The sequence below is a fragment of the Pseudomonas sp. NY15181 genome (assembly GCF_048068055.1).
GTDB lineage: Bacteria > Pseudomonadota > Gammaproteobacteria > Pseudomonadales > Pseudomonadaceae > Pseudomonas.
This window is the reverse complement of record NZ_JBLUPT010000001.1, coordinates 808,532-831,757: the sequence shown is the minus strand read 5'-3', so window position 1 is coordinate 831,757 and position 23,226 is coordinate 808,532. Positions and strand designations below refer to the sequence as shown.

Sequence of the window (23,226 nt, the reverse complement as noted above, 5' to 3'; positions counted from 1 at the left end):
ATGCACAACGTCCTGGCGCCCGGCGTGGCCGTCTCGCTCGGCGAGCTGATCGAGATGCGCCACCGCCTGCGCGAAGTCCAGCTGTTCTCCACACCGTCGCGGCGCAGCCCGTTGATCGGCCTGCACCACTCGCGCCTGCGCGGGCGCGGCGTGGACTTCGACCAGGTGCGCGTCTACCAGGCCGGCGACGACGTGCGCACCATCGACTGGCGCGTCACCGCGCGCACCCAGGAGCCGCACACCAAGCTGTTCCATGAGGAGCGCGAACGTCCGGTGTACGTCCTGGTCGAACAGAGCGCGCGGTTGTTCTTCGGCTCCGGGCTGTGCCTCAAGTCAGTGCTCGCCGCCCGCGCCGCGGCGTTCATCGGCTGGTCCGCGCTGGCGCACAACGACCGCATCGGCGGGCTGGTGTTCACCGACAGCGAATGCCACGAGATCAAGCCCCGCCGCAGCAAGCAAAGCCTGCTGCAGTTGCTCAACCTGGTGGTGCGCGCCAACCACGGATTGCTGACCAGCTCCGGCGTCAGCCACGGCGGCGACGGCTTCAGCATGGCGCTGCGCCGCGCCCGTGAAGTGCTGCGCCCGGGCAGCCTGATCCTGGTGGTGTGCGACGAGCGCGCGCTGGGCGATCTGGCCGAGCAGCAATTGGCGCTGCTGGCGCGTCACACCGACCTGGTGTTGCTGCCGGTATCCGACCCGCTCGATCACGCCCTGCCGGCGGCCGGGTTGCTGAGGTTCGCGGAAGGACAGGCGCAGCTCGAACTGGACACCCACATCGACGAACAGCGCCTGGCCTACCGCGCCCTGGGCCAGGCCCGCTGCGAACGCTGGACGCGCCTGGCCCAGCGCCTGGGCGTGCCGCTGCTGCCGCTGTCCACCCAGGAGGAACTGGTGGAACAGTTGCGCGACCTGCTGGAACAGCACCAGCCGGGGTACGCGCCATGAACCCGCTCGACCAGCTGGAACCGCTGATCGCACCCGCGCCAATCGCCTGGTGGCCGCCCGCGCCCGGCTGGTGGGTGGTTGCCGCCTTGATTCCGATAGCCCTGTGGGTGCTCTGGCTGACGCGCCAGCACTGGCTGCCGCGTCGCAAACCGAAGCAGGTCGCCGAGGCGCCGCTCGATCCCTTGCGCCAGGCGGCGCTGGAAGAGCTCGCCCGGCTGCCGCGCCCCTACGACCGCGCCCCGGCCGGTCCCTGGCTGCAGGCGCTCAACGGCCTGCTCAAGCGCGTCTCGCGGGCGCGCTGGCCCGACAGCCACAGCCATACCCTGAGCGGCCGCGCCTGGCTGGCCTTCCTCGACAACCGCTGCCCGGCCGCTGGCCTGACCCGCTGGATGATCCTGGTCGAAGGCGGCTACCGCGCCGAATGCCAGCTCGACGACAAAGCCATCAACGGCCTCGCCGCCGCCGTGGAAACCTGGGTGCGCAAGCATGTTTGAGTTCGCCTGGCCCTGGGTCTTCCTGCTCGCGCCCCTGCCCTGGGTGATGCGCCTCATCCTGCCGCCCGCGGACAGCGGCGAGGCGGCGCTCAAGGTCAGCTTCCTCCAGGAGCTCGAAGGCCTCGCCGGCCGCCGCGCCCGCGCCCGCCTGCCGGCCTGGCGCCAGCAGGCGCCCTTCGCCCTGCTCTGGCTCTGCCTGCTGATGGCGGCAGCGCGCCCGCAGTGGGTGGGCGATCCGCTGCCGATTCCCGCCAGCGGCCGCGACCTGCTGCTCGCCGTGGATGTCTCCGGCTCCATGGACTACGCCGACATGCGCTGGGAAGACGAGCAGATCAGCCGTGTCGAGCTGGTGAAAAAGCTCTTTGGCGGCTTCATCGAATCGCGCCGTGGCGATCGCGTCGGCCTGATCCTCTTCGGCACCCGCGCCTACCTGCAGGCGCCGCTGACCTTCGACCGCAACACCGTACGCGTCTGGCTCGACGAGGCGATGATCGGCATCGCCGGCAAGGACACCGCGCTGGGCGACGCCATTGGCCTGGCGGTCAAGCGCCTGCGCGAGCGCCCGGCACAGAGCCGCGTGCTGGTGCTGATCACCGACGGCGCCAACACCGCCGGCGAGATCGATCCGCAGACCGCCGCCCGCCTCGCTGCCGAGGAACGGGTGAAGGTCTACACCATCGGCATCGGCGCCGATCCTCAGCAGGGCGGCGTGAAAGGCCTGTTCGGCCTGAATCCGGGCCTGGACCTGGACGAGCCGACGCTCAAGGCGATCGCCGAAACCACCGGTGGCGAATACTTCCGCGCCCGCAACGGTGAAGAGCTGCAACGCATCTCCGACAGCCTCGATGCGCTGGAGCCCGTGGAACAGAAACCCACCCAGGCACGCCCTGCCCTCGCCCTCTACAGCTGGCCGCTGCTGGTGGCGCTGCTGATCAGCGTGACGCTGGTGGTCCGTGAACTCTGGCCGCCGGAGGACTGGCGCTGGCCGGCTCGCCCCGCCTGGCTGGCGCGGCTGCGCCGGGAGCGGCAGCCATGAGCGCCCTCTGGCCCCACCTGCTGCGCCCCTGGTCGCTGCTCCTGCTGCCGCTGCTCGGCTGGCTGCTGTGGAAGCTCTGGCACCGCCAGCGCCGCGCCGGTCGCTGGCAACTGCTGCTGCCGGCGGCCTTCCACCCCTGGATGCTGTCCGGCGGGCATGGCCGTCACGAGCGGCGCCCCTGGATTTTCCTCGGCCTGGCCTGGCTGCTGGCAGTGCTCGCGCTGCTCGGCCCGAGCTGGCAGTACCTGGAACAACCGGCGATGGAGCGCAGCGATCCGCTGGTGGTGGTTCTGGAGCTGACACCTGAAATGCTCGCCACCGACCTACCGCCCAGCCGTCTTGAGCAAGCGCGGCGCAAGGTGCTCGACCTGCTGCAATCGCGCAGCGACGCGCAGACCGCCATCGTCGTCTACGCAGGCAGCGCACACACCCTGGTGCCCCTGTCCAACGACCTGGGCACTGCGCGCAATCTGCTGGACGCACTCAAGCCATCGATCATGCCGGCGCCGGGCCGCCGCGCCGACCTCGCCGTCGAGCAGGCACGCCAGTTGCTGAAGCACGGCTCCGAGGGCAAGGGCCACATCCTGCTGATCACCAGCGCCCTGGATGCCCAGGAACGCCAGGGCATCCGCAAGGCGCTCAAAGGCAAGGGCAAGGACCTGCTGCTGCTCGCCATCGGCACCGCCGGCGGCGCGCCGATCGCCCAGGAGGACGGCACTTTCCTCAAGGATGAGCAAGGCAACATCCTGGTGCCGCGGCTGGACGAGAGCGCCCTGCGCCAGTTCGCCACCGACCTCGACGGACGCTTCCAGCGCCTGCGCCAGGGCAACGCCGACCTGCGTGCGCTGGGCCTGCTGAACAACACCCAGGGCCTGCAGCTCAGCGAGGAGGACGCCCTCCTGCGCCTGCAACGCTGGGCCGACCAGGGTTACTGGCTGCTCCTGCCCCTGCTGCTGCTCGCCGCCTGCGCCGGTCGCCGGGGCTGGTTGTTCAGCCTGCCGCTACTGCTGCCGCTGCTGTGGTCGCCGCCGCAGACCGCCAACGCCTTCGAGCTCGCCGATCTCTGGCTGACCCACGACCAGCAGGGCCAGCGCCTGCTCGATGCCCAGCGACCCGCCGAAGCCGCAGAGCGCTTCGAGGACTTCCGCTGGCGCGGCCTGGCGCTCTATGAAGCCGGCGACTATGCCGACGCCGCGCAAGCCTTCGCCCTCGGCGACAGCGCCGCCGACCATTACAACCGTGGCAACGCCCTGGCCCGGCAGAACGAACTGGAAGCCGCTATCGACGCCTACGAGCAGGCCCTGGAGCGCGCCCCCGACCTGGCTGCCGCACAACGCAACAAGGCGCTGCTGGAAGACCTGTTGCGCCAGCGGCAGAAGGCCTCCGGCGACGAGGAAAACCACGCCTCCCCGCAGCAGAATCCGTCCCACGGCGAAACCAGCGAATCCCAGCCGGCACAGCCCAAGGATTCGAAGCCCCAGGAGGGACAGTCCGAAGAGCAGGATTCGCAGCCCACCCCGTCGGCCCAGACGCCGGAACAGCGTGATGCCGACAAGCCCGCCGCCAGCCAGAGCAACACGCCGCAGGCGACCCAGGGCGAAGCAGGCGAAACCAACCTGGCGACCACCGGTCCATTGACTGACGAGCGCCGCCAGGCCCTGGAACAATGGTTGCGCCAGATTCCCGACGACCCATCCGAACTGCTGCGCCGCAAGTTCTGGTACCAGCAACAGCAGCAGCGCCAGGAACCCACGCAATGAAAAGGCTGATCTGCCTGACCCTGCTCTGCCTCGCCGCCGTCCGGGCCGAGGCCAGCTTCACCGCCAGCGTCGACCGCACAAGCCTGAACCAGGGCGAAAGCATCGACCTGACGCTGGAGTCCGACGACCCGACCCTGTTCGGCAAGCCGGACCTCAAGCCCCTGGACGAGCAGTTCGTGGTGCTCGGCACCCGCCAGGTCAACCGCCTCACCACCCTGAACGGCAAGACCCAGGCCACCACCCGCTGGATCGTCACCCTGCAGCCGCGCAACGAAGGCACCGTGGAGATTCCGCCGATCCACCTGGGCGGCAACGCTACCGAGTCCATCAGCCTGCATGTACTCAAGGCCGAGGAAAGCACCAGCAGCCAGAAGCTCGCCCCGGTGTTCATCGACGCCAGCGTCGACCAGGAGGAAAGCTATGTGCAGGCGCAGGTGATCCTGACCTTGCGCATCTATCACTCGGTGTCGCTGTACGACGACAGCAGCCTCACGCCCCTGCAGATCGCCGATGCCCGCGTCGAACCGCTGGGCGAGGCACGCACCTACGAGAAGGAAATCAACGGCGTGCGCCATGGGGTCATCGAAGTTCGCTACGCGATCTTCCCGCAGAAGAGCGGCCCCCTGGAAATCCCCGGCCAGACCTTCAACGCCACCCAGGCGGCCCAGCAGCGCAGCCCCGATGACAGCCCCTTCGGCCCGCCGCCGGGCAAGCAGATCCGGGTCGTCTCCCCGACCATTCCGCTACAGATCAAACCCAAGCCCGCCGACTATCCCAAGGACGCCCCCTGGCTGCCGGCCCGCTCGCTGAGCCTCAGCGAAACCTGGAGCCCGCAGCCGGAGCAGGCCCGTGCCGGCGAGGCGTTGACCCGCAACATCATGCTGCGCGTGGAGGGGCTCTCCAGCGCCCAGCTGCCGCCGCTGCCGCAGACGTTGCCGGGCAACCTGCGCCACTACCCCGACCAGCCGCAGCTGGCCAACCAGGGCACCGAACAGGGCGTGATCGGCAGCCGCGAAGAGCGCGAGGCGCTGATTGCCGACCGTGCCGGACAGGTGCAACTGCCCCCCGTCGAGGTGGTCTGGTGGAACACCCGGGACAATCGCGTCGAGCGCACCAGCCTGCCGGCGCGCACACTGGAGGTCGCCGCCAACCCGCAACTGGAAAACCCGGCCGATACCTCCGCTGTCCCCTCCACCGACGCCCTGCTGCAACCCCAGGCCCGCCTGTGGCCCTGGCAGCTGGCCTGCGCCATTCTCGCCTTCACCACGCTGCTGGGCTTCGGCCTGTGGTGGCGGGCGCGCCGGCTGCCCGCGGTGATCCGCGCCGCGGTCGCCGGCCCCAGTGCCCGCACCCTGCTCGATGAACTGCGCCGCGCCTGCCAGGCCAACGATTCACATGCCACGCGCCAGGCGCTGGACGCCTGGGCGCGCCAGCAACCGGAAACCCTGGCGGACATGGCGGCGCGCTTCGTGCCGCTGTCCGACGCCCTGGACAGCCTAAACGGCGCGCTCTACAGCGACAGCGAAGGCGGCCGCAACTGGCAAGGCGAGGACCTCTGGCGCGCCGTCCGCAGCCTGCCGGGCGCCGATCCGGAAGCCGCGCCCCCGACCGACCCGGGCAGCCTGCCGCCGCTCTACCCGCGCTGACGCAACGACGGGGCTATGCTTGCTGGCGAGCCCCGCCAAGAGGCGCAGCAATGCCCCGCGTTCGCACTCCGAGATACCTCCCGGCACTGATCGCCGGCCTGCTGCTGACCCCTATCCTGCGCGCCGAACCGGCCCTGCCTCCGACGCAACCGCTACAGGGGCCCGGCGGCTCGGGCTACAGCCACGCCGACGTGCAGCAATGGCATTTCAACGCCGACGGCAACGAGTACTGGGTCTTCACCCCCACCCGCCCACAACCGCAAAGCGCGCCGCTGGTGGTATTCACCCACGGTTGGAGCGTGATGCAGCCGGACCTGTACCGGGCCTGGATCGAACATATCGTCCGGCGCGGCGCGATCCTCATCTATCCGCGCTACCAGGCCAACCTGAAGACACCGGCAGCGGATTTCCTGCCCAATGCCGCCGCTTCGGTTCACCGCGCCATCGGCGACCTGCAGGCGGGCAAGCTCGGAGTGACGCCGGAGCTTGGCCATGTGGCTTACGTCGGACACTCCGCCGGCGGCCTGATCGCCAGCGGACTTGCCGCCTCCTGGCTACGCCTGGGCGTGCCGAAACCGCGCGCGCTGATGGCCGTGGAGCCGGGCAAAAGCAGCGGTCCTCGCTGGCGCCAGGTGCCCGTGGAGCCGCTGTCGAACATCCCCGCTGGAATCTTGCTGCTGGCCGTCTGCGGCGATGAAGACGAGCGCGTCGGCTGCGATGACGCACGACGCATCTACCAGGAAAGCACCCAGGTCGCCGCGCAGGACAAGGACCTGCTGCTCCTGCACAGCGACCGCCACGGCAGCCCGCCCCTGCTGGCCAATCATGCAGCGCCGACCGCGCCACGCTTCGACCCCCGCTATCCGCCCAGCGACTCATCCAGCTGGCTGCTCAACCGCGTGCAGGAACGGGTGCGCCAGCGCCTAAAGCAGGGCCAGCCATCCGTCCATAATGCGCTGGCCACCGATGCACTGGACTGGTACGCCACCTGGAAGCTGTTCGACGCGCTGTGCGACGCAGCCTTCTACGACCAGGACCGCGACTACGCGCTGGGCGGCGGTGCCGCGCAATTGTCCATGGGGCGCTGGAGCGACGGGACGCCGGTAAAGGTAATCGAGCGGTTATCGGCACCAGGCCCCTGAGAGCCCGTCGTCGGCCTGGGTTCGCGAGCAAGCTCGCTCCTACGAGGATCTGTACACTGCTCCCTGTAGGAACGAGTTTGCTCGCGAATAAGAGCCCCCAGCCGCGGGGGTCCCTCAGCCACTGACCTCCATCACCGCACCCTTGAACACATCGTCCAGCGGCACCTGGTAGCCGATGGCGAGGCGGTTGGTCTCGTTGGCCATGGCCACTATCGCCAGCAGCTCGCCGAGCATCCCGTCGTCCATCCCTGCCTTGCGCGCCGCGGCACCGTGGGAGCCGATGCAGTAGTTGCAGTTGTTGGTGACGCTGACGGCGACGTAGATCAGCTCCTTCACCAGTGGGTCGAGCCGGCCCGGCCCCATCACTTCCTTGAGGCTTTCCCAGGTGCGCTTGAGGGTCTGTGGATGGTTGGCCAGGGCCTTCCAGAAGTTGTTCACCCAATCGATCTTGCGGGTCGCCATGATGTCGTCATAGACGGCGCGGACTTCGGGGCTGGCGTCGGCATATTCGATGAGCTGAAAGGACATGGTCACTCCTGATTCATTCTTTTGAATAACAAGACGGAATAAGAAAAGCAGAATTCGGCATTGGAAGGTGGGGCTGGCGCTGGAGAAAGATAAGGCGCGCCATCCCATCCCCGTCAAGGAATCAGACACATGCGCCACCTGCCCGCCCTGCTCTTCTCCGCCGCCCTGCTGCCCCTTCTCGCTCAACAGCCTGCCCAGGCGGCCCAACCCGGACTGTGGGACACCTACGCCAGACTCAAGCAGCACACCTGGGTCGACCTGACCCACTCTTTCGATAACGACACGCCACACTGGAAAGGCTTCGAGCCCATGGGCCGCAAGACGCTCTACACCGTGGACAAGGACGGTTTCCAAGTGGAGCTCTACAGCCACGTCGGCCAGTGGGGCACCCATGTCGATCCGCCGGTGCACTTCCACAAGGGCCTGCGCAGCGTCGACCAGCTGGAGGTGAAGGAGCAGTTCCTGCCGCTGGTGGTGTTCGACATCCACCAGCAGGTGGCGAAGAACCCCGACTACGTGCTGAGCCTGGCTGACGTGAAGGCCTGGGAAGCCAAGCACGGCCCGGTGCCCGAAGGTGCCTTCGCCGCCCTGCGCACCGATTGGTCCAAGCGCTGGCCGGACCAGGCGAAGATGCAGAACCAGGATGCCAAGGGCGTGGCGCACTATCCGGGCTGGAGCAAGGAGGCGCTGGTGTATCTCTACGAGACGCGCAGGATCACCGCGTCCGGCCACGAGACCACCGACACCGATCCGGGCATCGCCACCAGCAAGGACGACTACTCGCTGGAGTCCTACATCCTGGGCACCAACCACTACCAGATCGAACTGCTCGCCAATCTCGACCAGGTGCCGGAGGCCGGCGCGCTGGCAGTGGTGAGCTTCCCGAAGATCGCCCAAGGCACGGGCTTCCCGGCGCGGGTGTTCGCAATCCTGCCTTGAGCCGGGACCTCTGGTTCTCACCGGATGTTCTAGCGCAAGCGTCGAGACTGATCGCGGACGTTGCCAGTCCTGACCGACCCCAAAAAAAACCGCGGCCCAAGAGCCGCGGTTTTCATTTGTCGCTCAGCTGCCGATCAGTGAACCAGGATCGACGCCTTCTTCTGACGCACCTTCTCCGGGTTGATCAGGAAGCGCGCCAGCGCCGGCAGCAGCCACAGGGCGCCGAACATGTTCCACAGGAGCATGAAGGTCAGCATCAGGCCCATGTCGGCCTGGAACTTGATCGCCGAGAAGATCCAGGTGGCGACGCCGATGGCCAGGCACAGACCGGTGAACAGTACCGCCTTGCCGGTGGACTTCAGGGTCTCGTAGTAGGCCTCCTGCAGGGACAGGCCTTGGCGCAGGAAGGACTCCAGGCGGGTGTAGATGTAGATGCCGTAGTCCACGCCGATGCCCACGCCCAGTGCGATCACCGGCAGGGTCGCCACCTTCACGCCGATGCCGAGCATGGCCATCAGCGCGTTGCCCAGCACCGAGGTGAGGATCAGCGGCAGCACGATGCACAGGGTCGCGGCGAAGGAGCGGAAGGTGATCAGGCACATCACCGCCACGCAGATGTACACCAGGATCAGGATGGTCAGCTCGGACTGCTTGATCACCTCGTTGGTGGCCGCTTCGATACCGGCGTTGCCGGCGGCGAGCTTGAACTTCAGGTCATCCTGGTTGTTGGCCTTGGCGAACTCCTGGATCACCCCGACCGCGCGGTCGAGGGTCTCGGCCTTGTGGTCGTTGAGGAACACCAGCAGGGGCGCCAGCGAGCAGTTGCTGTTGAACAGGCCTTCGGCGCGGCTGATGGAGTTGTTCAGCACGTCCTGGTTGCGCGACAGCGACTCCCACTTCAGGTTGCCCTCGTTCATGCCCTTGATCATCTGCTTGGAGACGGTGACCAGGGAGATGGCCGATTGCACGCCCTCGGTGTTTTCCAGGCGCCAGGCGAGTTCGTCGATGGCGGCCATGGTCTTGTGGGTGGAGCAGCCTTCGGAGGCGGATTCCACCATCACCACCAGCACGTCGGAGCTGGTCGAGTAGTTGCGGATGATGAAGTCGTTGTCCAGGTTGTAGCGCGAGTCCGGACGCAGTTCCGGCGCGCCCTGGTCGAGGTCGCCGATCTTCAGGTGATGGCCTTCCCACATGCCGGCGGCGAACATCGCCAGGGCGATGACCACGGAAATGGGCGCCACGGTGGGGCTGGCGAAGTTGGACAGCGCGCGCCAGAACGGATGGTCGCGTACTGCGTCTTCCTTGCTGCGCTGTACCGCCTTCTTGCTGATGCCGATGTAGGAGATGGCGACCGGCAGCAGGATCAGGTTGGTGAACACGATCACCGCCACGCCGACGGAGGCGCCAATGGCCAGTTCACGGATCACGCCGATGTCGATCACCAGCAGGGTGATGAAGCCGACGGCGTCCGCGAGGATGGCGATCATGCCTGGCAGGAACAGCTGGCGGAAGGTGCGACGGGCGGCCAGCAGCGGGGTTTCCGCATCGCTGGACTGCAGGGCGATACCGTTGATCTTCTGCACGCCGTGGGAAATACCGATGGCGAAGATCAGGAACGGCACCAGCATCGAGTACGGGTCCAGCCCGAAGCCGATGGAGTGCAGCAGGCCGAGCTGCCAGATCACCGCCACCAGCGTGGTGGAGAGTACGGCGATGGTCGAGCGCACGCACTTGGTGAACCACAGCAGCAGCACCAGGGTGATCACGAAGCAGATGCCGAAGAAGCCGACCACCAGCAGCAGGCCGTCGATCAGGTCGCCGACCTTCTTGGCGAAGCCGGTGATGTGCACCTTCACGTTGGGGTTCTGCAGCTGGTACTTGTCGCGGATCTTCTCTTCCAGCTCATGGGAGAACTGGCGGTAGTCCAGCTTCATCAGCTTGCCCTGGTCCTTCGGGTCCGGGTAGACCTCCAGCAGCGGCACGTCGACGATGCTCGACTTGAAGTTGTTGGCCACCAGGCGGCCGATCTGGCCGGACTTCAGCACGTTGTTGCGCAGTAGTTCCAGCGCCTTGGGCGAGCCGTCGTAGGTCTGCGGAATCACTTCGCCGCCGGCGAAGCCTTCTTCGGTCACCTCGGTCCAGCGCACGCTGGGGCTCCACAGCGACTTCATGCCGGAGCGGTCGACGCCGGGAATGTAGAAGACCTCGTCGTGGATCTTCTGCAGCGTCTCCATGTACTCCTTGGTGAAGATGTCGCCGTTCACCGCTTCCACCGAGATGCGCACGGTGTTGCCGAGGTTGGCCAGGTCGTTGCGGTGCTCCAGCATGTTCTGGATGAACGGGTGCTGCAGCGGAATCATCTTCTCGAAGCTGGTAGACGGGCGCACCTGGGTCGCCTGGTAGCCCAGGAAAATGGTCACCAGCAGGCAGGCGATGATCACGAACGGCCGGTGGGTGAAGATGATGCGTTCCAGGAAAGTCGCCTTGTCCTGTTGATGCTTGCTGATAGCGTTCATGCAGGCTCCCCGGCTTATTGTTGTTCTGTCAGCTCGGCGCCGGTCGCCGAAGCCAAGTGGATACCGCCCTGGCCGACCAGCACCAGGTTGCCGTTGCCGGCGCCGCTCACGCCCGCCAGGGACAGGCGGTCGGGACGGTTGTAGACCTTGAAGCTCTGGCCATCGTCCTTGCTTTCCAGGACGCTGCCGCCATGCCCGACGATCACCACGGTGCCGTCCGCCAGCAGCGAACCTTCGGAGAGGCCGAACTCGAGTTCGCCACCGTTGGCGGTGGGCAGGTCGACCTGCTTCCAGCTGTCGCCGAAGTCGGTGGTGCGGAACAGGTGGCCACGCAGACCGTAGACCAGCGCGGTGCCCGCCTGGCGGGTACCGACCGCGCCGAACAGCGAACCTTCGTACGGGCCTTCGAGTTTCTCCCAGGTCTGGCCCCAGTCCTTGGAACGGAAGATGCTGCCGGCCTCGCCGACCACCAGCAGGCCGGAATCCTTCACCGCGGCGATGGAGTTGAGGTGGTACTGGTCTTCGTTGTCCAGGCGGTCGCTGGCGTCTTCCCAGTGCTGGCCACCGTCGGTGGTTTCCAGCAGCGCACCATAGGCGCCCACGGCCATGCCGTGGTTGTCGTCCTGGAACCAGATGTCCAGCAGCGGCGCTTCGCGCTTGAGGTCTTCGAACTGGCGGGTCCAGGTGGCGCCGCCATCGGTGGTGACGAGGATCTGCGCGTCGTGGCCGACGGCCCAGCCCTTCTTGTCATTGAGGAAGAACACCGAGGTCAGCAACTGGCGGGTCGGCACCTTGGCCTGGGTCCAGCTCTTGCCGTCATCGTCGGAGTAAAGGATATGCCCGTGATCCCCTACCGCCACCAGGCGCTTGCCGGCCTGGGCGACACTCAGCAGCAGGCTGCTGGCGGCTTTGGCCGAAGGGATGGAGCTGGCGTCGCTGGCCGCTTCGGTTGCCGCGACGGCGGGCAAGGGAGCGACGGACAGCATCAGGAAGGAAAGTGCGCCGAGCAGGGAAATCGATTTGCGCGACATCGGGAAGGAGCGCGGAGTCTCCGACACGGACTGCTCGCTCGTAGTGCGCCACTGGGGCTCACGCATATGCCTTTACCTCTTTGTTCTTATTGCAGGCGGTATCGAGTGTGGTCGCTATATAGCCAGCCTTTTCGGGGGCTGACAATTAACGGCACGTTATCTTTTGTTAAGCGGCGACCACCTCACCCAAAAGGATGATTGCACATAGCCATGAACGCTGTAAGGCGCGCCGCAGAGGGCTTTCAGTGGGGCGAGAGGTAACACATTGGTCCTGCCGCCGGTCGGAAGCAGGCAAGAAAAAGCCCGCCGGAGGGGCGGGCTTTTCCGAACGCGGGACGAACTCAGCGGGTGCCGCGGCGACGCAGTGCAGACGGACTGAAGTAGGAGTCGTCCGGTACGGCCTGGCCGAAGTCGATGGTGGTCGGTTCTTCGTTGTCCAGGTTCTGCACGTGGTAGCGGCGGGCCTGCAGGTCGTGGAAGGTATCCAGGGCGGTCCAGGTGGTGGGCAGCTCGTAGTAGTTCTTCAGGTAGGCCAGCGAGACGCGCCACAGTTCGCCACGGCCATCGTACTGGTCGACCTCGGCGGCGCCCCAACTGTCCTCGTCGAGGAACAGCACGCGCTTGGAGTAGATGTGGCGTGCGCCCGGCTTCAGGGTGCCCTCGACGACCCACACGCGGTGCAGTTCGTAGCGGGTGTATTTCGGGTTCAGGTGACTCGGGGTCAGCAGGTCCTTGTACTTAACGTCCGGGCTGGAGACCTTGTAGTTGTTGTACGGGATGTACATTTCCTTCTTGCCCACCAGCTTCCAGTCGTAGCGGTCCGGCGAGCCGTTGAACATGTCGGTGTCGTCGGCGGTACGCAGGCCGTCGGCGGCGGCGATCGGGGTGTCGTAGGCGAGGTTCGGAGCACGGCGCACGCGGCGCTGGCCGGCGTTATAGCCCCAGGCCTGGCGCGGCTCCTTCACCTGGTCCAGCGTCTCGTGTACCAGCGCGGCACCACCGGCCAGGCGCGCCGGGCTCTTGGTGAAGGACAGGTAGTAGAACAGCAGGTTGTTCAGGTCGGCGAAGCTGCTGCCCTGGATGTAGTACTTGAACAGCGCTTCCTGCTGCGAGGTCACCAGGGAGTAGTCGCCGTTGCGCTGCAGCGCGACTTCCGAGGCGCGGCGCACGACGAAGGTGCCACGGTAGCGGGCGATGTGGTTCCACAGCGCTTCCACGCCGCTCTGCGGGATCGGGAAGGGAATGCCGCCGAAGGCATCGACGAAGCCGTTGCCGCCCTCGGCCAGCTTGGCGCTGGTGGCATTCTTGAAGGTGTTGTCATACACCCACTGCGGCGCCGAACCACTGCGGCGGCTCGGGTACACCGGCATCTGGAAGGTGTCCGGGTAGGTGGCGAACAGCGCCAGGGTGCCCGGGGTCAGGTTGGCCTTGTACTGGTCCAGGTTGGCCTTGGTGATGGTGTACAGCGGCTTGTCCGAGGCGAACGGGTCGATGTGGTGCTGGCCCGGCTTGTAGCCGGCCGGCGCCTGGGTGATGCCACCGGTCCAGGCCGGGATGGTGCCGGCGGCGTTGCCGGCCTTTTCCGCGCCCAGCGGGGTCAGGGACGATTGCAGCTTGGCCGCGTCCTGCGGGGAAACCGCTGCCAGGGCGCTGCCGGCGGACAGGGCAAGGGCCACCGCCGCGCCGATCAGGGTACGCATGTTGCGCATGGTGATTCTCCGTGAGGTTCACGCGCCGGGCGCTTCAGGCGCCCGGTGCGTGCTTGTCGTTAGAAGGAGTACTTGACGTTGAAGCCGACGTTGTCGCGGTCGCGGCTGGCGTTGTTCTTGCCGGCACCGTAGAACTCGGTGTACTGCAGTTCGGTTTCCAGGGCGTTCAGGTAGGTGGCCTTGACGCCCAGGGTGTAGGCCTTGCGGCCTTCGATGAAGTTGCCGGTCTGGTAGGAGTTGCCTTCGAAGTCATCCTTGTAGACGGCGTACGGCGAGACGTTCACGCCGGCGAACACGTCGTTCCAGGTACCCGAGAGCAGCAGGGTGTAGCCGTAGGCGTTCTTGTTCACCTGATCGTCGCGGTCGTAGCCGGAGACGTAGGCGCCGTTGCCACGGCCGGAGTAGTAGCGGGTGGTGCCATCGTAGGCGGTGTACTGCAAGCTGCTGCCGCGCAGGTGCTCGGAGGCCAGTTCCGCCACGCCCATCAGCGAGTCGAAGGACAGCTGCGGACCGAAGTTGTAGATGGTGCCCAGCGAGGTGTTGAAGGCCTCGACGCGCTCGTAGTTGTGAATCTGGTCGGTGATCGCCACCGGGCGGCCGCCGATGTTCACGGTGTTCCCGCTGGCCAGCTGCGGCGCCTGGACGAGCAGGTCGCCGAGCAGGTCGTTGGTGGTGGCGATGCCGATCGGCAGGTTCGGACGGTAGGCCAGTTCACCGAACACCGAGGCGTCGCCCACGGTGGTGTTGAAGCTGAAGCCGTACATGCGGATGTTCTCGACGTACTCGCGACGGGCATTGACCTGGTTGGCCACGTCCACCGCCGCCGCGCCGTTGACCAGCCCCAGCACCTGCCCGGCCATGGCGTTGCCGCTGCCGGCGGCGGCCATCAGCTGGTCATAGGAGGAGAAGCCGCCCAGGCCGGCCAGCTGGTCCATGTCCAGACCGGCGTAGCTGCTGTTCAGGTCGGCGTAGATGGTCGGTTCCTTGGCGTGGTAGTTGACGAAGTAGAAGCCGAACTCGGTGGAGTTCAATTCCTCGGCAATGTAGTGGAAGGCCACGCCGAACTGGCCGTCGTTCTTGGCATTGATGTCCTTGCCGACGTTGGCGACCTTGAACACGCCGTTGGAGTCCAGGTACTGGGTGCCCTGCAGGCCGCCGACATGGGCCGCCGAAAGCTGCGGATAGAGGCTCTGGAACAGCGGGTTGGCCAGCGCACCGACGGTGGTGTAGGCGGTGTTGCCGCCATCGGCGAACAGGTCGGTTTCGGAGAAGTAGGTGCCGACCGGGTCGAGACGGGTCTCCTTCCAGTTCCACTGGTAGAAGGTGTCCATCGACAGGTTGTCGGTCAGGCCGATGTTGAAGCTCAGCGCCTCCACCGGCATCAGCACTTCCTTGAGCTCGGAGCCCGGCAGGCGGAACTTGGCGGCGTCCACCGGGTTGGTGGTGTTCACACCCCCGCGGTAGAAGATGCCCTCGCCCCAGTTGAACACCTGGCGGCCCAGGCGACCGGTCACCGGATGCTCGGCCACGTCCCAGTTGCCATAGACGTAGGCGTCGAGGATTTCCGCGCGGCTGCCGGCGGTATCACGGGTCTCGCTGGTGAAGTGGTCGTTGTTGGGGTAGCTCTGGCTCGGCTGCGGCGGCTGGTTGTGGTCGTAGTAGTCGTTGCGCTTGTCCATGATCTGGGTGTCATAGAAAGCCGAACCGCGTACGAACATGCCGTAGTTCTTGTAGGTCGCTTCCAGGTCGGAGGTGATCTTGTACACCTCGGAAACCAGGCCGGTATCGAAGTTGCGGTTGCCGTCGTTGCCGTTGATGTCGTTGTTGCTCTTGTCCTGCCCCTGCACACGCCACAGGGTGCCGTAGGAGACAGTGGTATCCAGCGAGCCACTCACCTCGCTGTCGAGGAAGCTGAACTCGACGGCAGCAACCGGAACCGACATCAGCAGAGGCAGGACACCTGCCAGGGCAAAACCCGCACGAGCGGGTGCGAAACGCAAGACGCTCTTGCGAACCGGGATTTCCATTAGGACTCACTCCATGGACTGATCATTCTGTAAGGGCGCCGCCACTGCGGGCGGTTCGCCTTGTCAGCCGTTATTCCACGGCCTTGTTGTCGTCGATCTGAAGGAAACTCCCCCAAGGTGCTCGACACGCCCCCCGACCCAATGGCCAGGCAAAGGCTAAGCGGGATCGGCCGGTGCAACGCCGATGCCAATTGCGATAAACGTGCGGAATCTACTTACAAAATTTAAAGATATGGCCCGCTACTTTTTGTGACTGATCATCCACTGATCAAACCCACTGACCGATTGCGCCATCGACCTCACGAAATGGCGCAATCCGCCCCTGGAAGGCCCGACGCAGACAGGGCGGCACCCTGGCGCCAATTCACCCCAGCGATAAGGCGACCATCGTTTAATTTCGATAAGTAACAAAAAGGTGTTACCAGCCAATACTGGTAACACCTTCAGCGAGGCGGGCGGCGCCCCGGACGGAGCGCCGGAGGGAGGATCAGGCGAGACTCTTGCTGACCACCTCGAAGACATCACTGGACAGCTCGCCGGACGCCAGGATGCGCTCCAGCTCGGCACGCATCAGCGCCTGGCGCTCGGGCGCGTACTTGCGCCAGCGGGTCAGCGGGGTGAGCAGGCGCGAGGCGATCTGCGGGTTCAGCGCGTTGAGGGTGATGATCTGGTCGGCGAGGAAGCGGTAGCCGGCGCCATCCGCGCGGTGGAAGTTCACCGCGTTCTGGTTGGCGAAGGCGCCGATCAGTGCGCGGATCTTGTTCGGGTTCTTCAGGGTGAAGGCCGAATGCCTCGTCAGCTCCTGTACCCGCTCCAGTCCGCCCGGCAGGGTGCAGCCGGCCTGGACGCTGAACCACTGGTCCATCACCAGCGGGTCGTCCTTGAAGTAGTCGGCGAACATCGCCAGCGCCTCGGCCTTCTCGCTGTCGAAGGCAGAATTGACCAGGACCGCCAGGGCGGTCAGGCGCTCGGTCATGTTGTCGCAATCCTTGTACTGCTCCTGGCAGGCGGCGAGCACCTCGGCCTTGCCGCTCTGCATGAGGTAGGACAGGGAAATATTCTGCAGGCTGCGGCGGGCGATGTGAGTCGCCTCCGCCACGTAAGCTGTCTCGCGGGACTGCTTACGGTTGGCCTGGTAACGCTCCCACAACTGCTCGTGCAGCGCCGCGCCTATCTGCTGGCGGGCGAACTCGCGGGCAGCGTGGATGGCGTCGACGTCGGCCACTTCGCTGATCTCGGTGAGGTAGGCCTCGCTCGGCAGCGAGAGCATCTCGGCGACCATGGCCTGGTCCAGGCCGGTGTCCAGCAACAGGGTGCGGAAGGCGGTGATCAGGCGCTGGTCGAGCACCAGTTTCTCGCCACGCTGGTGCTGGCCGATCAGTTCCTGCAGGACCTGCACGGAAAGCTGCTGGCCGGCCTCCCAGCGGTTGAAGCCGTCCTCGTCGTGCTGCATGAGGAACATCAGCTGGTCGCGGTCGTAGGGGAAGCTCAGCTTCACCGGCGCGGAGAAACCACGCAGCAGCGACGGCAGGGGCTTCTCGGCCAGGCCGACGAAGGTGAAGGACTGCTCGGCCTCGGTGACCTGCAGCACGCGGTCGCTGCCGTGGGCGTGCTCTTCGCCCTGCAGGCGCAACGACAGGGCATTGCCCAGCTTGTCGATCAGGCCCATCTGCACCGGGATGAGGAAGGGCTGCTTCTCGCTCTGCCCCGGCGTGGCCGGGCAGCTCTGGCGGAAGGTCAGGGTGTAGCTCTGCGCGGCGGCGTCGAAGCTCTCCTCCACCGCCAGGCGCGGGGTGCCGGACTGGCTGTACCAGCGCTTGAACTGGGTGAGGTCGACGCCATTGGCGTCTTCCATGGCCTTGACGAAGTCGTCGCAGGTCACGGCCTGGCCGTCATGGCGCTCGAAGTACAGGTCGGTGCCCTTGCGGAAGCCGTCGGCGCCCAGCAGGGTGTGGATCATGCGCACCACTTCCGAACCCTTCTCGTAGACGGTCAGGGTGTAGAAGTTGGAAATCTCGATGAAGGAATCCGGGCGCACCGGGTGCGCCATGGGGCCGGCGTCCTCGGCGAACTGGTTGGTGCGCAGGAAGGCCACGTCCTCGACGCGCTTGACGGTGCGCGAGTTCATGTCGGCGGAGAACTCGCTGTCGCGGAACACGGTGAAGCCTTCCTTGAGCGACAGCTGGAACCAGTCGCGGCAGGTCACGCGGTTGCCCGACCAGTTGTGGAAGTATTCGTGGGCGACCACGCCCTCAACGCGCTGGTGCGCGGCGTCGGTGGCGGTCTCGGCCTTGGCCAGCACGCAGCTGGAGTTGAAGATGTTGAGGCCCTTGTTCTCCATGGCGCCCATGTTGAAGTCGTTGACCGCGACGATCATGAAGATGTCCAGGTCGTACTCGCGGCCGTAGACCTTCTCGTCCCAGCGCATGGAGTTCTTCAGGCTGTCCATGGCGTGCTGGACCTTGTCGATGTTCTCCGGCTCGACGTAGATGCGCAGGGTGACTTCGCGCTCGCTCATGGTGGAGAACTGGTCTTCCACGCACCAGAGGTCACCGGCGACCAGGGCGAACAGGTAGGCCGGCTTCTTGAACGGGTCCTGCCAGGTCGCCCAGTGGCGGCCGCCGTCTTCCGAGCCGCTGGCCACCGGGTTGCCGTTGGACAGGAGCACCGGGTACTTGTGCTGCTCGGCCGACAGCGTGGTGGTGAAGCTGCTCATCACGTCCGGGCGGTCGAGATAATAGGTGATCTTGCGGAAGCCTTCGGCCTCGCACTGGGTGCAGAACATCTTGCCGGACTTGTACAGGCCTTCCAGTGCGGTGTTGCTTTCCGGGTGGATGCGCACGGTGCTGTCAACGGTGAAGGTCTTCGCCGTCGGCTGCAGGGTCAGGTGGTTCTCGTCGAGCTGGTACTGGCCGGCTTCGAGGGTGTTGTCGTCCAGCGCCACCGACAGCAGCTCCAGCTGCTGGCCGTCGAGCACCAGCGGCGGCAGGCCGTCGCCGCGCTCCGGGTTGCGGCGCATCACCAGTTGGGCGTGGACCAGGGTGTGGTCCTCGTACAGCTCGAAGGTCAGGTTGGTCTCGTCGATCAGGTACTCGGGCGCCTGATAATCCTTGAGGTAGATGACTTTCGGTTGCTCGGTACGCATGGCTTTTGGCCCCTTGGAAAGCGGCAGGCGGGATGGACCGGCCGGAGGAATACTGACTCTAGCGATTGAGAGCGGCGCGGGCGAGTCGCAAGACGCATCTATCCCTAGATGCGTGTCTCTCTAGATGCGAGCTCTGGGCCGGAAATTCAATGCAGGTTCGATCAGGCACTGATGGCCAGCTGGTACGCGGTAAATTTGCGTACGTTGATCACGCCGGTATCGAAGATCAGGTACTGGCCCTTGATACCCTGCAGGGTACCTTCTACCACAGGCGTCTTGTCCAGATCGAAGCTGGTGATCTTGGCCAGATAGGCCTCCACCGGGTAGCTGATCTCGATGGGATCCATGTCGATCACCGGCTGGATCGCCTGCAGGCCGAAGCGCTGCTGCAGGGCGACGATGCCCTCGGCACAGGCGTCGAAGATCTGCTCGCGGATGGCGACCAGGTCCAGCGGCTCGGCCTCGCCCTTGAGCAGCGCGCGCCAGTTGGTGCGGTCGGTGACCTGGCTGCGCAGCAGGTCCTCGACGAAACCGGACTGCTGGCGGGTGGCCACGCGCATGATCGGCAGCGCCTGGCGCGCACCCTGGTCGATCCAGCGGGTCGGCACCTGGCTGGCGCGGGTGATGCCCACCTTCACGCCCGAGGAGTTGGCCAGGTAGACCACGTGGTCGGTCATGCAGAAGCGCTCGCCCCACTCCGGCTCGCGGCACGAACCGTCTTCGTAGTGGCACTTCTCCGGGCTCATGATGCAGCTGTCGCACTGCGCCAGCTTGGTGAAGCAGGGGTAGCAGTAGCCCTGGCTGAAACTCTTCTTGGTCTTGCGCCCGCAGTGGCAGCAGAAGATTTCGCCCAGGTACTCCAGGCGCAGGGTCTTGCCGATCAGCGGGTTTACCGGGACCTCCGCCTCGCCGAGGCGGAAGGCGTATTGCACGGGGCTTTCCAGGCGCGCCGACATCTTGCTCAGGGCGCCGCGTCCAAGCTCTACCATCAGAAAGCAGCCATCAATGCAGGGTATTGGTCGAGAACAGGATGTTCGGGATCGGCTCGGCGTGGGACTCGCATTCCTGCGGGCCCATGTAGCCAGTGCGCTGGTCTTCGGGCAGGTTCTTCAGCTCCCAGGCGATCACGGCCTGCAGCGACAACTCCTTCTGCTCCTGGGACAGCTTGCGGCCGTCGGGCCACTTGCCGATCTCCACGGCCAGCTTGAGGCTCTCGTAGAGCTCGGGGGTGATGTTCTGGATCATTTCGGCGAAGGACGACATGGGCCGGTTCCTGCTGGGGGCAAACGAAGCCGGCATTCTACCGGGCCTAAGGCTTTGGCGCACGAACGCTGGTCACTTGGAGCCATAGACGTAGGGCGTATAACGCTCCGCGTTATACGCCGCTTGGCCGTGATTGCCTGTCCATGCGGATGCGAACCGGGATGCGTTTGCCAGGCTCGGCCATGGAGTTGGCGGTGGACAAGGTGAAACGGCGTGCAACCGCGAACGGCTGTACGCCCTATGTCGCCTCAGTGCCCGGCGCGTCGCGCCAGCAATCCGCCGATCATCCCGCTCAGGCAACCCGCCAGCAGCCCGCCCACGTGCGCGCCGTTGGCGATGGAGCCGAAGCCGAGCAGGTCGATCACCCCGGACAGGCATACCAGCAGCCAGATCAGCATCATCGCCACCACGCCCTTGGGCAGCTGGTAAGCTGGGGTTGGCGCCATGCGCTGGAAGATCCAGCAGTGACCAAGCAAGCCGTAGAGCACGCCGGACAGGCCGCCGAACAGGCTCGACCCGCTGACGCCGTACTGCACGACGTTGGAAACCAGGCCGAAGCCCAGGCTCAGGCCCAGCAGCATCCCGGCGCCTTGGCGGTACTCGATGCGTCGCCCCAGCTCCCAGTACCACATGCCGTTCATCGCCAGGTGCAGCCAGCCGAAGTGCAACAGCATCGGCGTGATCAGCCGCCACCATTGCCCGGACGCCAGCGTCTCGGGCAGCGGCACGAACACCAGGCGGTCCTCGCCGACCATGCGGAAATCCTGGAAGGTCAGCCAGCGCAAGGTCTCCGGGTAGGTGCCGAGCAGGGTCACGGCGGCGACCACGCAGGTCACCAGCAGCACCGTGGCGGTCATCCAGCTCAGCTTCAGTTGTTCCAGCAGCCCCGGCCCACCGCGCCGGCGCTCGGCCTGCACGCTGAACTGCGGGTCACCCTGCGGATAACGCTCGTACAGCGTGCGCACTTGCTCGGCCAGCTGGGCATTGGGCACCCAGAGCACCTGCTCGCCCGACTCCTCGCTGACCCGGAAGGGTACGTTCAGGCGCCGCAGCAGGTTGACGAACTCCCCCAGGTCGACCGCCGCCGGCAACCGTATCGCTTCAACCACGCTCACGCATCGCCCTCCGGACGCTTCACGTCCACCCACACGAACTTGCTGCGCTCCAGCCGGGTTTCGTCGTCCAGCCGATAGGCCGCGAGTTTCCCGTACATCACCGCGCTGTAATCCAGACAGGCCAGGTTGGGCCGGATCGGCGCGGGCGTGCCGCGCCGCCAGTAGTGACCGACGAACAGCAGCGGCTCGTCGGCGCCATAGGTCAAAAGGCGCGACTTCTGCTCTTCGCTCAGACGCTCGCTGGCCACTTCGTCAGGCAGCGCATCGGGCTGGAACACGATGTCGCCGTAGGTTTCCGGCGCGCGGTCCTCCTCCCAGAACTTGGTACGGAAGAACGAACGGGTGAAACCGTCGCTGCCGGTCAGGGTCAGGCCGTTGGGCAGGCGCATGTCGGTGCCGCGCAGCAGACGGTCGCAAGCCTGCTGGGCGAAGCTGCCCGGCTCGGCAGTGGCCTTGAGGAAGGCCTCGTCGATGCGGCCGTCGTGGAACTGCTGGCGCAGCGCATCGATCACGTCGTGGTCCCAGCAGGCGTGGACCATGCGGAAGCGCCCGGCGTCGAGGAACAGCGGCATGGCCTGGAACCAGCCGAGGAAATCCCGCCAGTCCGCCGGATGGCCTTCGAACTGGTCCAGGGTTTCCTTGATCAGCCTGGCATGGCGCGGCGTGTGCTCGCGCACGTACTGCCGGCCACTGCCGGGGGCCGCCGGGGTGGACCAGCCAAGGGCGTTGAACTCGTGGTTGCCCATGATGCACAGCGCTTCGCCGGCAGCGACCATGTCGTGCACCCGGTGCAGCGCCTCGCGAATGCGCGGCCCTCGGTCGATGATGTCGCCCAGGAACAGTGCCTGCCGCCGCGCATGCCGCCAGACACCGCCCTGCAGCCGGTAGCCGAGGCGCTCCAGCAGGTAATCCAGGGTATTGGCGCAGCCGTGGATGTCGCCGATCAGGTCAAAGCCGCGTGAGGGGTCGAGTTCCATCACTCGCTGCTCCCGAGGCGGCTGCCCCAGCCCAGCTTGGTCCGGCAGACCTCGTAGTAGTTGTGGTCGATCGGGTGGATCAGGCGCAGCTTCTGCGGCTTCTTGCTCACCGTGACGGTGTCGCCGGGCGCGCAGGTGAAGTGGTTCTGGCCGTCACAGGACACCTGCGGGTAGATCTGCATGTTCGGCGAGACGACGATCTTCAGCTCGCTGTTGCCGTCGACCACGATGGGCCGGCCCGACAAGGTGTGCGGATACATCGGCACCACGACGATGGCGTCGAGCTTGGGGTGCATGATCGGCCCGCCAGCGGACAGCGCGTAGGCGGTGGAGCCGGTCGGGGTGGCGACGATCAGGCCGTCGGCCTTCTGGCTGCAGACGAACTGGCCGTCGATGTGCAGCTCGAACTCGATCATCCGCGTGGACTTGCCGGGGTGCAGCACCACGTCGTTCAGCGCATCGCCCTGGCCGATGGACTCGCCGTGGCGGCGCACCTGGGCGTCGAGCAGGAAGCGGCTCTCGACGATGTACTGGCCACCGAGCACTTCGGCGACCTTGGTTTCCAGCTCGTCCGGACGGATGTCGGTGAGGAAGCCCAGGCTGCCACGGTTGATCCCCAGCACCGGCACCTTGTGCCGCGCCAGGGCGCGCGCCGCGCCGAGCATGCTGCCGTCACCGCCGACCACGATCACCAGGTCGCAGATCTCGCCCATGATCTTCCGTGAGCAGGTCTGCAGGCCGTGGCCGGGTAGCACCTCGGAGATGGTGTCCTCGAGGATCACATGCAGGTGGCGCTCGATGAGGAAGCGCTTCAGCCGACGGATGGTTTCCAGGACCTGGGTACTGCCCAGGCGGCCGATGATGCCGATGTTGCGAAAGGGTTCCATGGGACTCCGGGCGGCTTTGCGGTGCGGGAATGACGGAATTATGGGCGAAACGCCGAAGCAGCGGCA

The 23,226-nt window shown here is 66.0% G+C and carries 18 protein-coding genes; 7 read left to right on the top strand and 11 right to left on the bottom strand.

The features are described from left to right. Genes ACNFBT_RS03850 through ACNFBT_RS03825 form a run of 6 tightly spaced genes read left to right on the top strand, consistent with a single transcriptional unit; the run spans position 1 to position 7,023 of the window. On the top strand, positions 1 to 945 hold the full coding sequence (locus tag ACNFBT_RS03850) for a DUF58 domain-containing protein (protein ID WP_416746582.1): 945 nt from the start codon (positions 1 to 3) through the stop codon (positions 943 to 945). Continuing rightward, positions 942 to 1,439 carry a DUF4381 domain-containing protein gene (locus ACNFBT_RS03845; protein ID WP_416746580.1) on the top strand — a complete coding sequence of 166 codons (498 nt, stop codon included), beginning with the start codon at positions 942 to 944 and terminating at the stop codon, positions 1,437 to 1,439. Before ACNFBT_RS03850 ends, ACNFBT_RS03845 begins: the two co-directional genes overlap by 4 nt. Beyond that, positions 1,432 to 2,475 carry a vWA domain-containing protein gene (locus ACNFBT_RS03840; protein WP_416746578.1) on the top strand — a complete coding sequence of 348 codons (1,044 nt, stop codon included), beginning with the start codon at positions 1,432 to 1,434 and terminating at the stop codon, positions 2,473 to 2,475. The genes ACNFBT_RS03845 and ACNFBT_RS03840 overlap by 8 nt, the downstream gene beginning before the upstream one ends. Next, the gene (locus ACNFBT_RS03835) at positions 2,472 to 4,235 is read left to right on the top strand and encodes a VWA domain-containing protein (protein WP_416746576.1); all 1,764 of its coding nucleotides are present in this window, start codon (positions 2,472 to 2,474) and stop codon (positions 4,233 to 4,235) included. Before ACNFBT_RS03840 ends, ACNFBT_RS03835 begins: the two co-directional genes overlap by 4 nt. Beyond that, positions 4,232 to 5,881: a BatD family protein gene (locus ACNFBT_RS03830; RefSeq protein ID WP_416746574.1), complete on the top strand. Its 1,650-nt coding sequence runs from the start codon at positions 4,232 to 4,234 to the stop codon at positions 5,879 to 5,881. Before ACNFBT_RS03835 ends, ACNFBT_RS03830 begins: the two co-directional genes overlap by 4 nt. A 50-nt stretch (positions 5,882 to 5,931) precedes the next feature. Beyond that, entirely contained in the window at positions 5,932 to 7,023 is a 1,092-nt protein-coding gene (locus ACNFBT_RS03825; protein ID WP_416746572.1) for a chlorophyllase/cutinase-like alpha/beta fold protein, read from the top strand. Positions 7,024 to 7,137: 114 nt separating this feature from the next. Here the strand turns inward: ACNFBT_RS03825 and ACNFBT_RS03820 are convergent, their stop codons facing one another. Beyond that, positions 7,138 to 7,551, bottom strand: coding sequence for a carboxymuconolactone decarboxylase family protein (locus ACNFBT_RS03820; RefSeq protein WP_416746570.1), 414 nt, complete (start codon positions 7,549 to 7,551; stop codon positions 7,138 to 7,140). A gap of 129 nt (positions 7,552 to 7,680) precedes the next feature. Here ACNFBT_RS03820 and ACNFBT_RS03815 point away from each other — a divergent pair, with 129 nt between their 5' ends. Next, positions 7,681 to 8,490 carry a cyclase family protein gene (locus ACNFBT_RS03815; RefSeq protein WP_416746568.1) on the top strand — a complete coding sequence of 270 codons (810 nt, stop codon included), beginning with the start codon at positions 7,681 to 7,683 and terminating at the stop codon, positions 8,488 to 8,490. Positions 8,491 to 8,624: 134 nt separating this feature from the next. Here ACNFBT_RS03815 and ACNFBT_RS03810 read toward each other — a convergent pair whose 3' ends face one another. The 10 genes from ACNFBT_RS03810 to ACNFBT_RS03765 form a co-directional block, all read right to left on the bottom strand. Beyond that, complete coding sequence (locus tag ACNFBT_RS03810) at positions 8,625 to 11,006, bottom strand: efflux RND transporter permease subunit (protein ID WP_416746566.1); 2,382 nt, start codon at positions 11,004 to 11,006, stop codon at positions 8,625 to 8,627. Positions 11,007 to 11,020: 14 nt separating this feature from the next. Continuing rightward, positions 11,021 to 12,103 (bottom strand): WD40/YVTN/BNR-like repeat-containing protein, encoded by a 1,083-nt coding sequence (locus ACNFBT_RS03805; protein WP_416746564.1) that lies wholly within the window; start codon positions 12,101 to 12,103, stop codon positions 11,021 to 11,023. 275 nt (positions 12,104 to 12,378) lie between these two features. Continuing rightward, positions 12,379 to 13,746: a DUF1329 domain-containing protein gene (locus ACNFBT_RS03800; RefSeq protein WP_416746562.1), complete on the bottom strand. Its 1,368-nt coding sequence runs from the start codon at positions 13,744 to 13,746 to the stop codon at positions 12,379 to 12,381. A 59-nt stretch (positions 13,747 to 13,805) separates the two neighbouring features. Then, the gene (locus tag ACNFBT_RS03795) at positions 13,806 to 15,773 is read right to left on the bottom strand and encodes a DUF1302 domain-containing protein (protein WP_416746560.1); all 1,968 of its coding nucleotides are present in this window, start codon (positions 15,771 to 15,773) and stop codon (positions 13,806 to 13,808) included. 487 nt (positions 15,774 to 16,260) lie between these two features. After that, positions 16,261 to 18,918, bottom strand: a complete 2,658-nt coding sequence (gene pepN / locus ACNFBT_RS03790) for an aminopeptidase N (protein WP_416746558.1) — start codon at positions 18,916 to 18,918, stop codon at positions 16,261 to 16,263. 161 nt (positions 18,919 to 19,079) lie between these two features. Next, complete coding sequence (locus ACNFBT_RS03785) at positions 19,080 to 19,907, bottom strand: DUF2797 domain-containing protein (protein ID WP_416746556.1); 828 nt, start codon at positions 19,905 to 19,907, stop codon at positions 19,080 to 19,082. Between the two features lie 13 nt (positions 19,908 to 19,920). Further along, positions 19,921 to 20,181, bottom strand: coding sequence for a YeaC family protein (locus ACNFBT_RS03780; protein ID WP_152224642.1), 261 nt, complete (start codon positions 20,179 to 20,181; stop codon positions 19,921 to 19,923). 248 nt (positions 20,182 to 20,429) lie between these two features. Continuing rightward, on the bottom strand, positions 20,430 to 21,296 hold the full coding sequence (locus ACNFBT_RS03775; RefSeq protein WP_416746554.1) for a rhomboid family intramembrane serine protease: 867 nt from the start codon (positions 21,294 to 21,296) through the stop codon (positions 20,430 to 20,432). After that, complete coding sequence (locus tag ACNFBT_RS03770; RefSeq protein ID WP_416746552.1) at positions 21,293 to 22,273, bottom strand: metallophosphoesterase; 981 nt, start codon at positions 22,271 to 22,273, stop codon at positions 21,293 to 21,295. Before ACNFBT_RS03770 ends, ACNFBT_RS03775 begins: the two co-directional genes overlap by 4 nt. Continuing rightward, on the bottom strand, positions 22,273 to 23,160 hold the full coding sequence (locus ACNFBT_RS03765; RefSeq protein WP_152224645.1) for an NAD(+) kinase: 888 nt from the start codon (positions 23,158 to 23,160) through the stop codon (positions 22,273 to 22,275). The genes ACNFBT_RS03770 and ACNFBT_RS03765 overlap by 1 nt, the downstream gene beginning before the upstream one ends. Positions 23,161 to 23,226 lie beyond the last annotated feature (66 nt).

Bases quoted from the DNA above. Each gene is read 5' to 3' on its own strand.
- ACNFBT_RS03850 (WP_416746582.1), top strand. From the start codon at position 1: ATGCACAACGTCCTGGCGCCCGGCGTGGCCGTCTCGCTCGGCGAGCTG.
- ACNFBT_RS03845 (WP_416746580.1), top strand. From the start codon at position 942: ATGAACCCGCTCGACCAGCTGGAACCGCTGATCGCACCCGCGCCAATC.
- ACNFBT_RS03840 (WP_416746578.1), top strand. From the start codon at position 1,432: ATGTTTGAGTTCGCCTGGCCCTGGGTCTTCCTGCTCGCGCCCCTGCCC.
- ACNFBT_RS03835 (WP_416746576.1), top strand. From the start codon at position 2,472: ATGAGCGCCCTCTGGCCCCACCTGCTGCGCCCCTGGTCGCTGCTCCTG.
- ACNFBT_RS03830 (WP_416746574.1), top strand. From the start codon at position 4,232: ATGAAAAGGCTGATCTGCCTGACCCTGCTCTGCCTCGCCGCCGTCCGG.
- ACNFBT_RS03825 (WP_416746572.1), top strand. From the start codon at position 5,932: ATGCCCCGCGTTCGCACTCCGAGATACCTCCCGGCACTGATCGCCGGC.
- ACNFBT_RS03820 (WP_416746570.1), bottom strand. From the start codon at position 7,551: ATGTCCTTTCAGCTCATCGAATATGCCGACGCCAGCCCCGAAGTCCGC.
- ACNFBT_RS03815 (WP_416746568.1), top strand. From the start codon at position 7,681: ATGCGCCACCTGCCCGCCCTGCTCTTCTCCGCCGCCCTGCTGCCCCTT.
- ACNFBT_RS03810 (WP_416746566.1), bottom strand. From the start codon at position 11,006: ATGAACGCTATCAGCAAGCATCAACAGGACAAGGCGACTTTCCTGGAA.
- ACNFBT_RS03805 (WP_416746564.1), bottom strand. From the start codon at position 12,103: ATGCGTGAGCCCCAGTGGCGCACTACGAGCGAGCAGTCCGTGTCGGAG.
- ACNFBT_RS03800 (WP_416746562.1), bottom strand. From the start codon at position 13,746: ATGCGCAACATGCGTACCCTGATCGGCGCGGCGGTGGCCCTTGCCCTG.
- ACNFBT_RS03795 (WP_416746560.1), bottom strand. From the start codon at position 15,773: ATGGAAATCCCGGTTCGCAAGAGCGTCTTGCGTTTCGCACCCGCTCGT.
- pepN (WP_416746558.1), bottom strand. From the start codon at position 18,918: ATGCGTACCGAGCAACCGAAAGTCATCTACCTCAAGGATTATCAGGCG.
- ACNFBT_RS03785 (WP_416746556.1), bottom strand. From the start codon at position 19,907: ATGGTAGAGCTTGGACGCGGCGCCCTGAGCAAGATGTCGGCGCGCCTG.
- ACNFBT_RS03780 (WP_152224642.1), bottom strand. From the start codon at position 20,181: ATGTCGTCCTTCGCCGAAATGATCCAGAACATCACCCCCGAGCTCTAC.
- ACNFBT_RS03770 (WP_416746552.1), bottom strand. From the start codon at position 22,273: ATGGAACTCGACCCCTCACGCGGCTTTGACCTGATCGGCGACATCCAC.
- ACNFBT_RS03765 (WP_152224645.1), bottom strand. From the start codon at position 23,160: ATGGAACCCTTTCGCAACATCGGCATCATCGGCCGCCTGGGCAGTACC.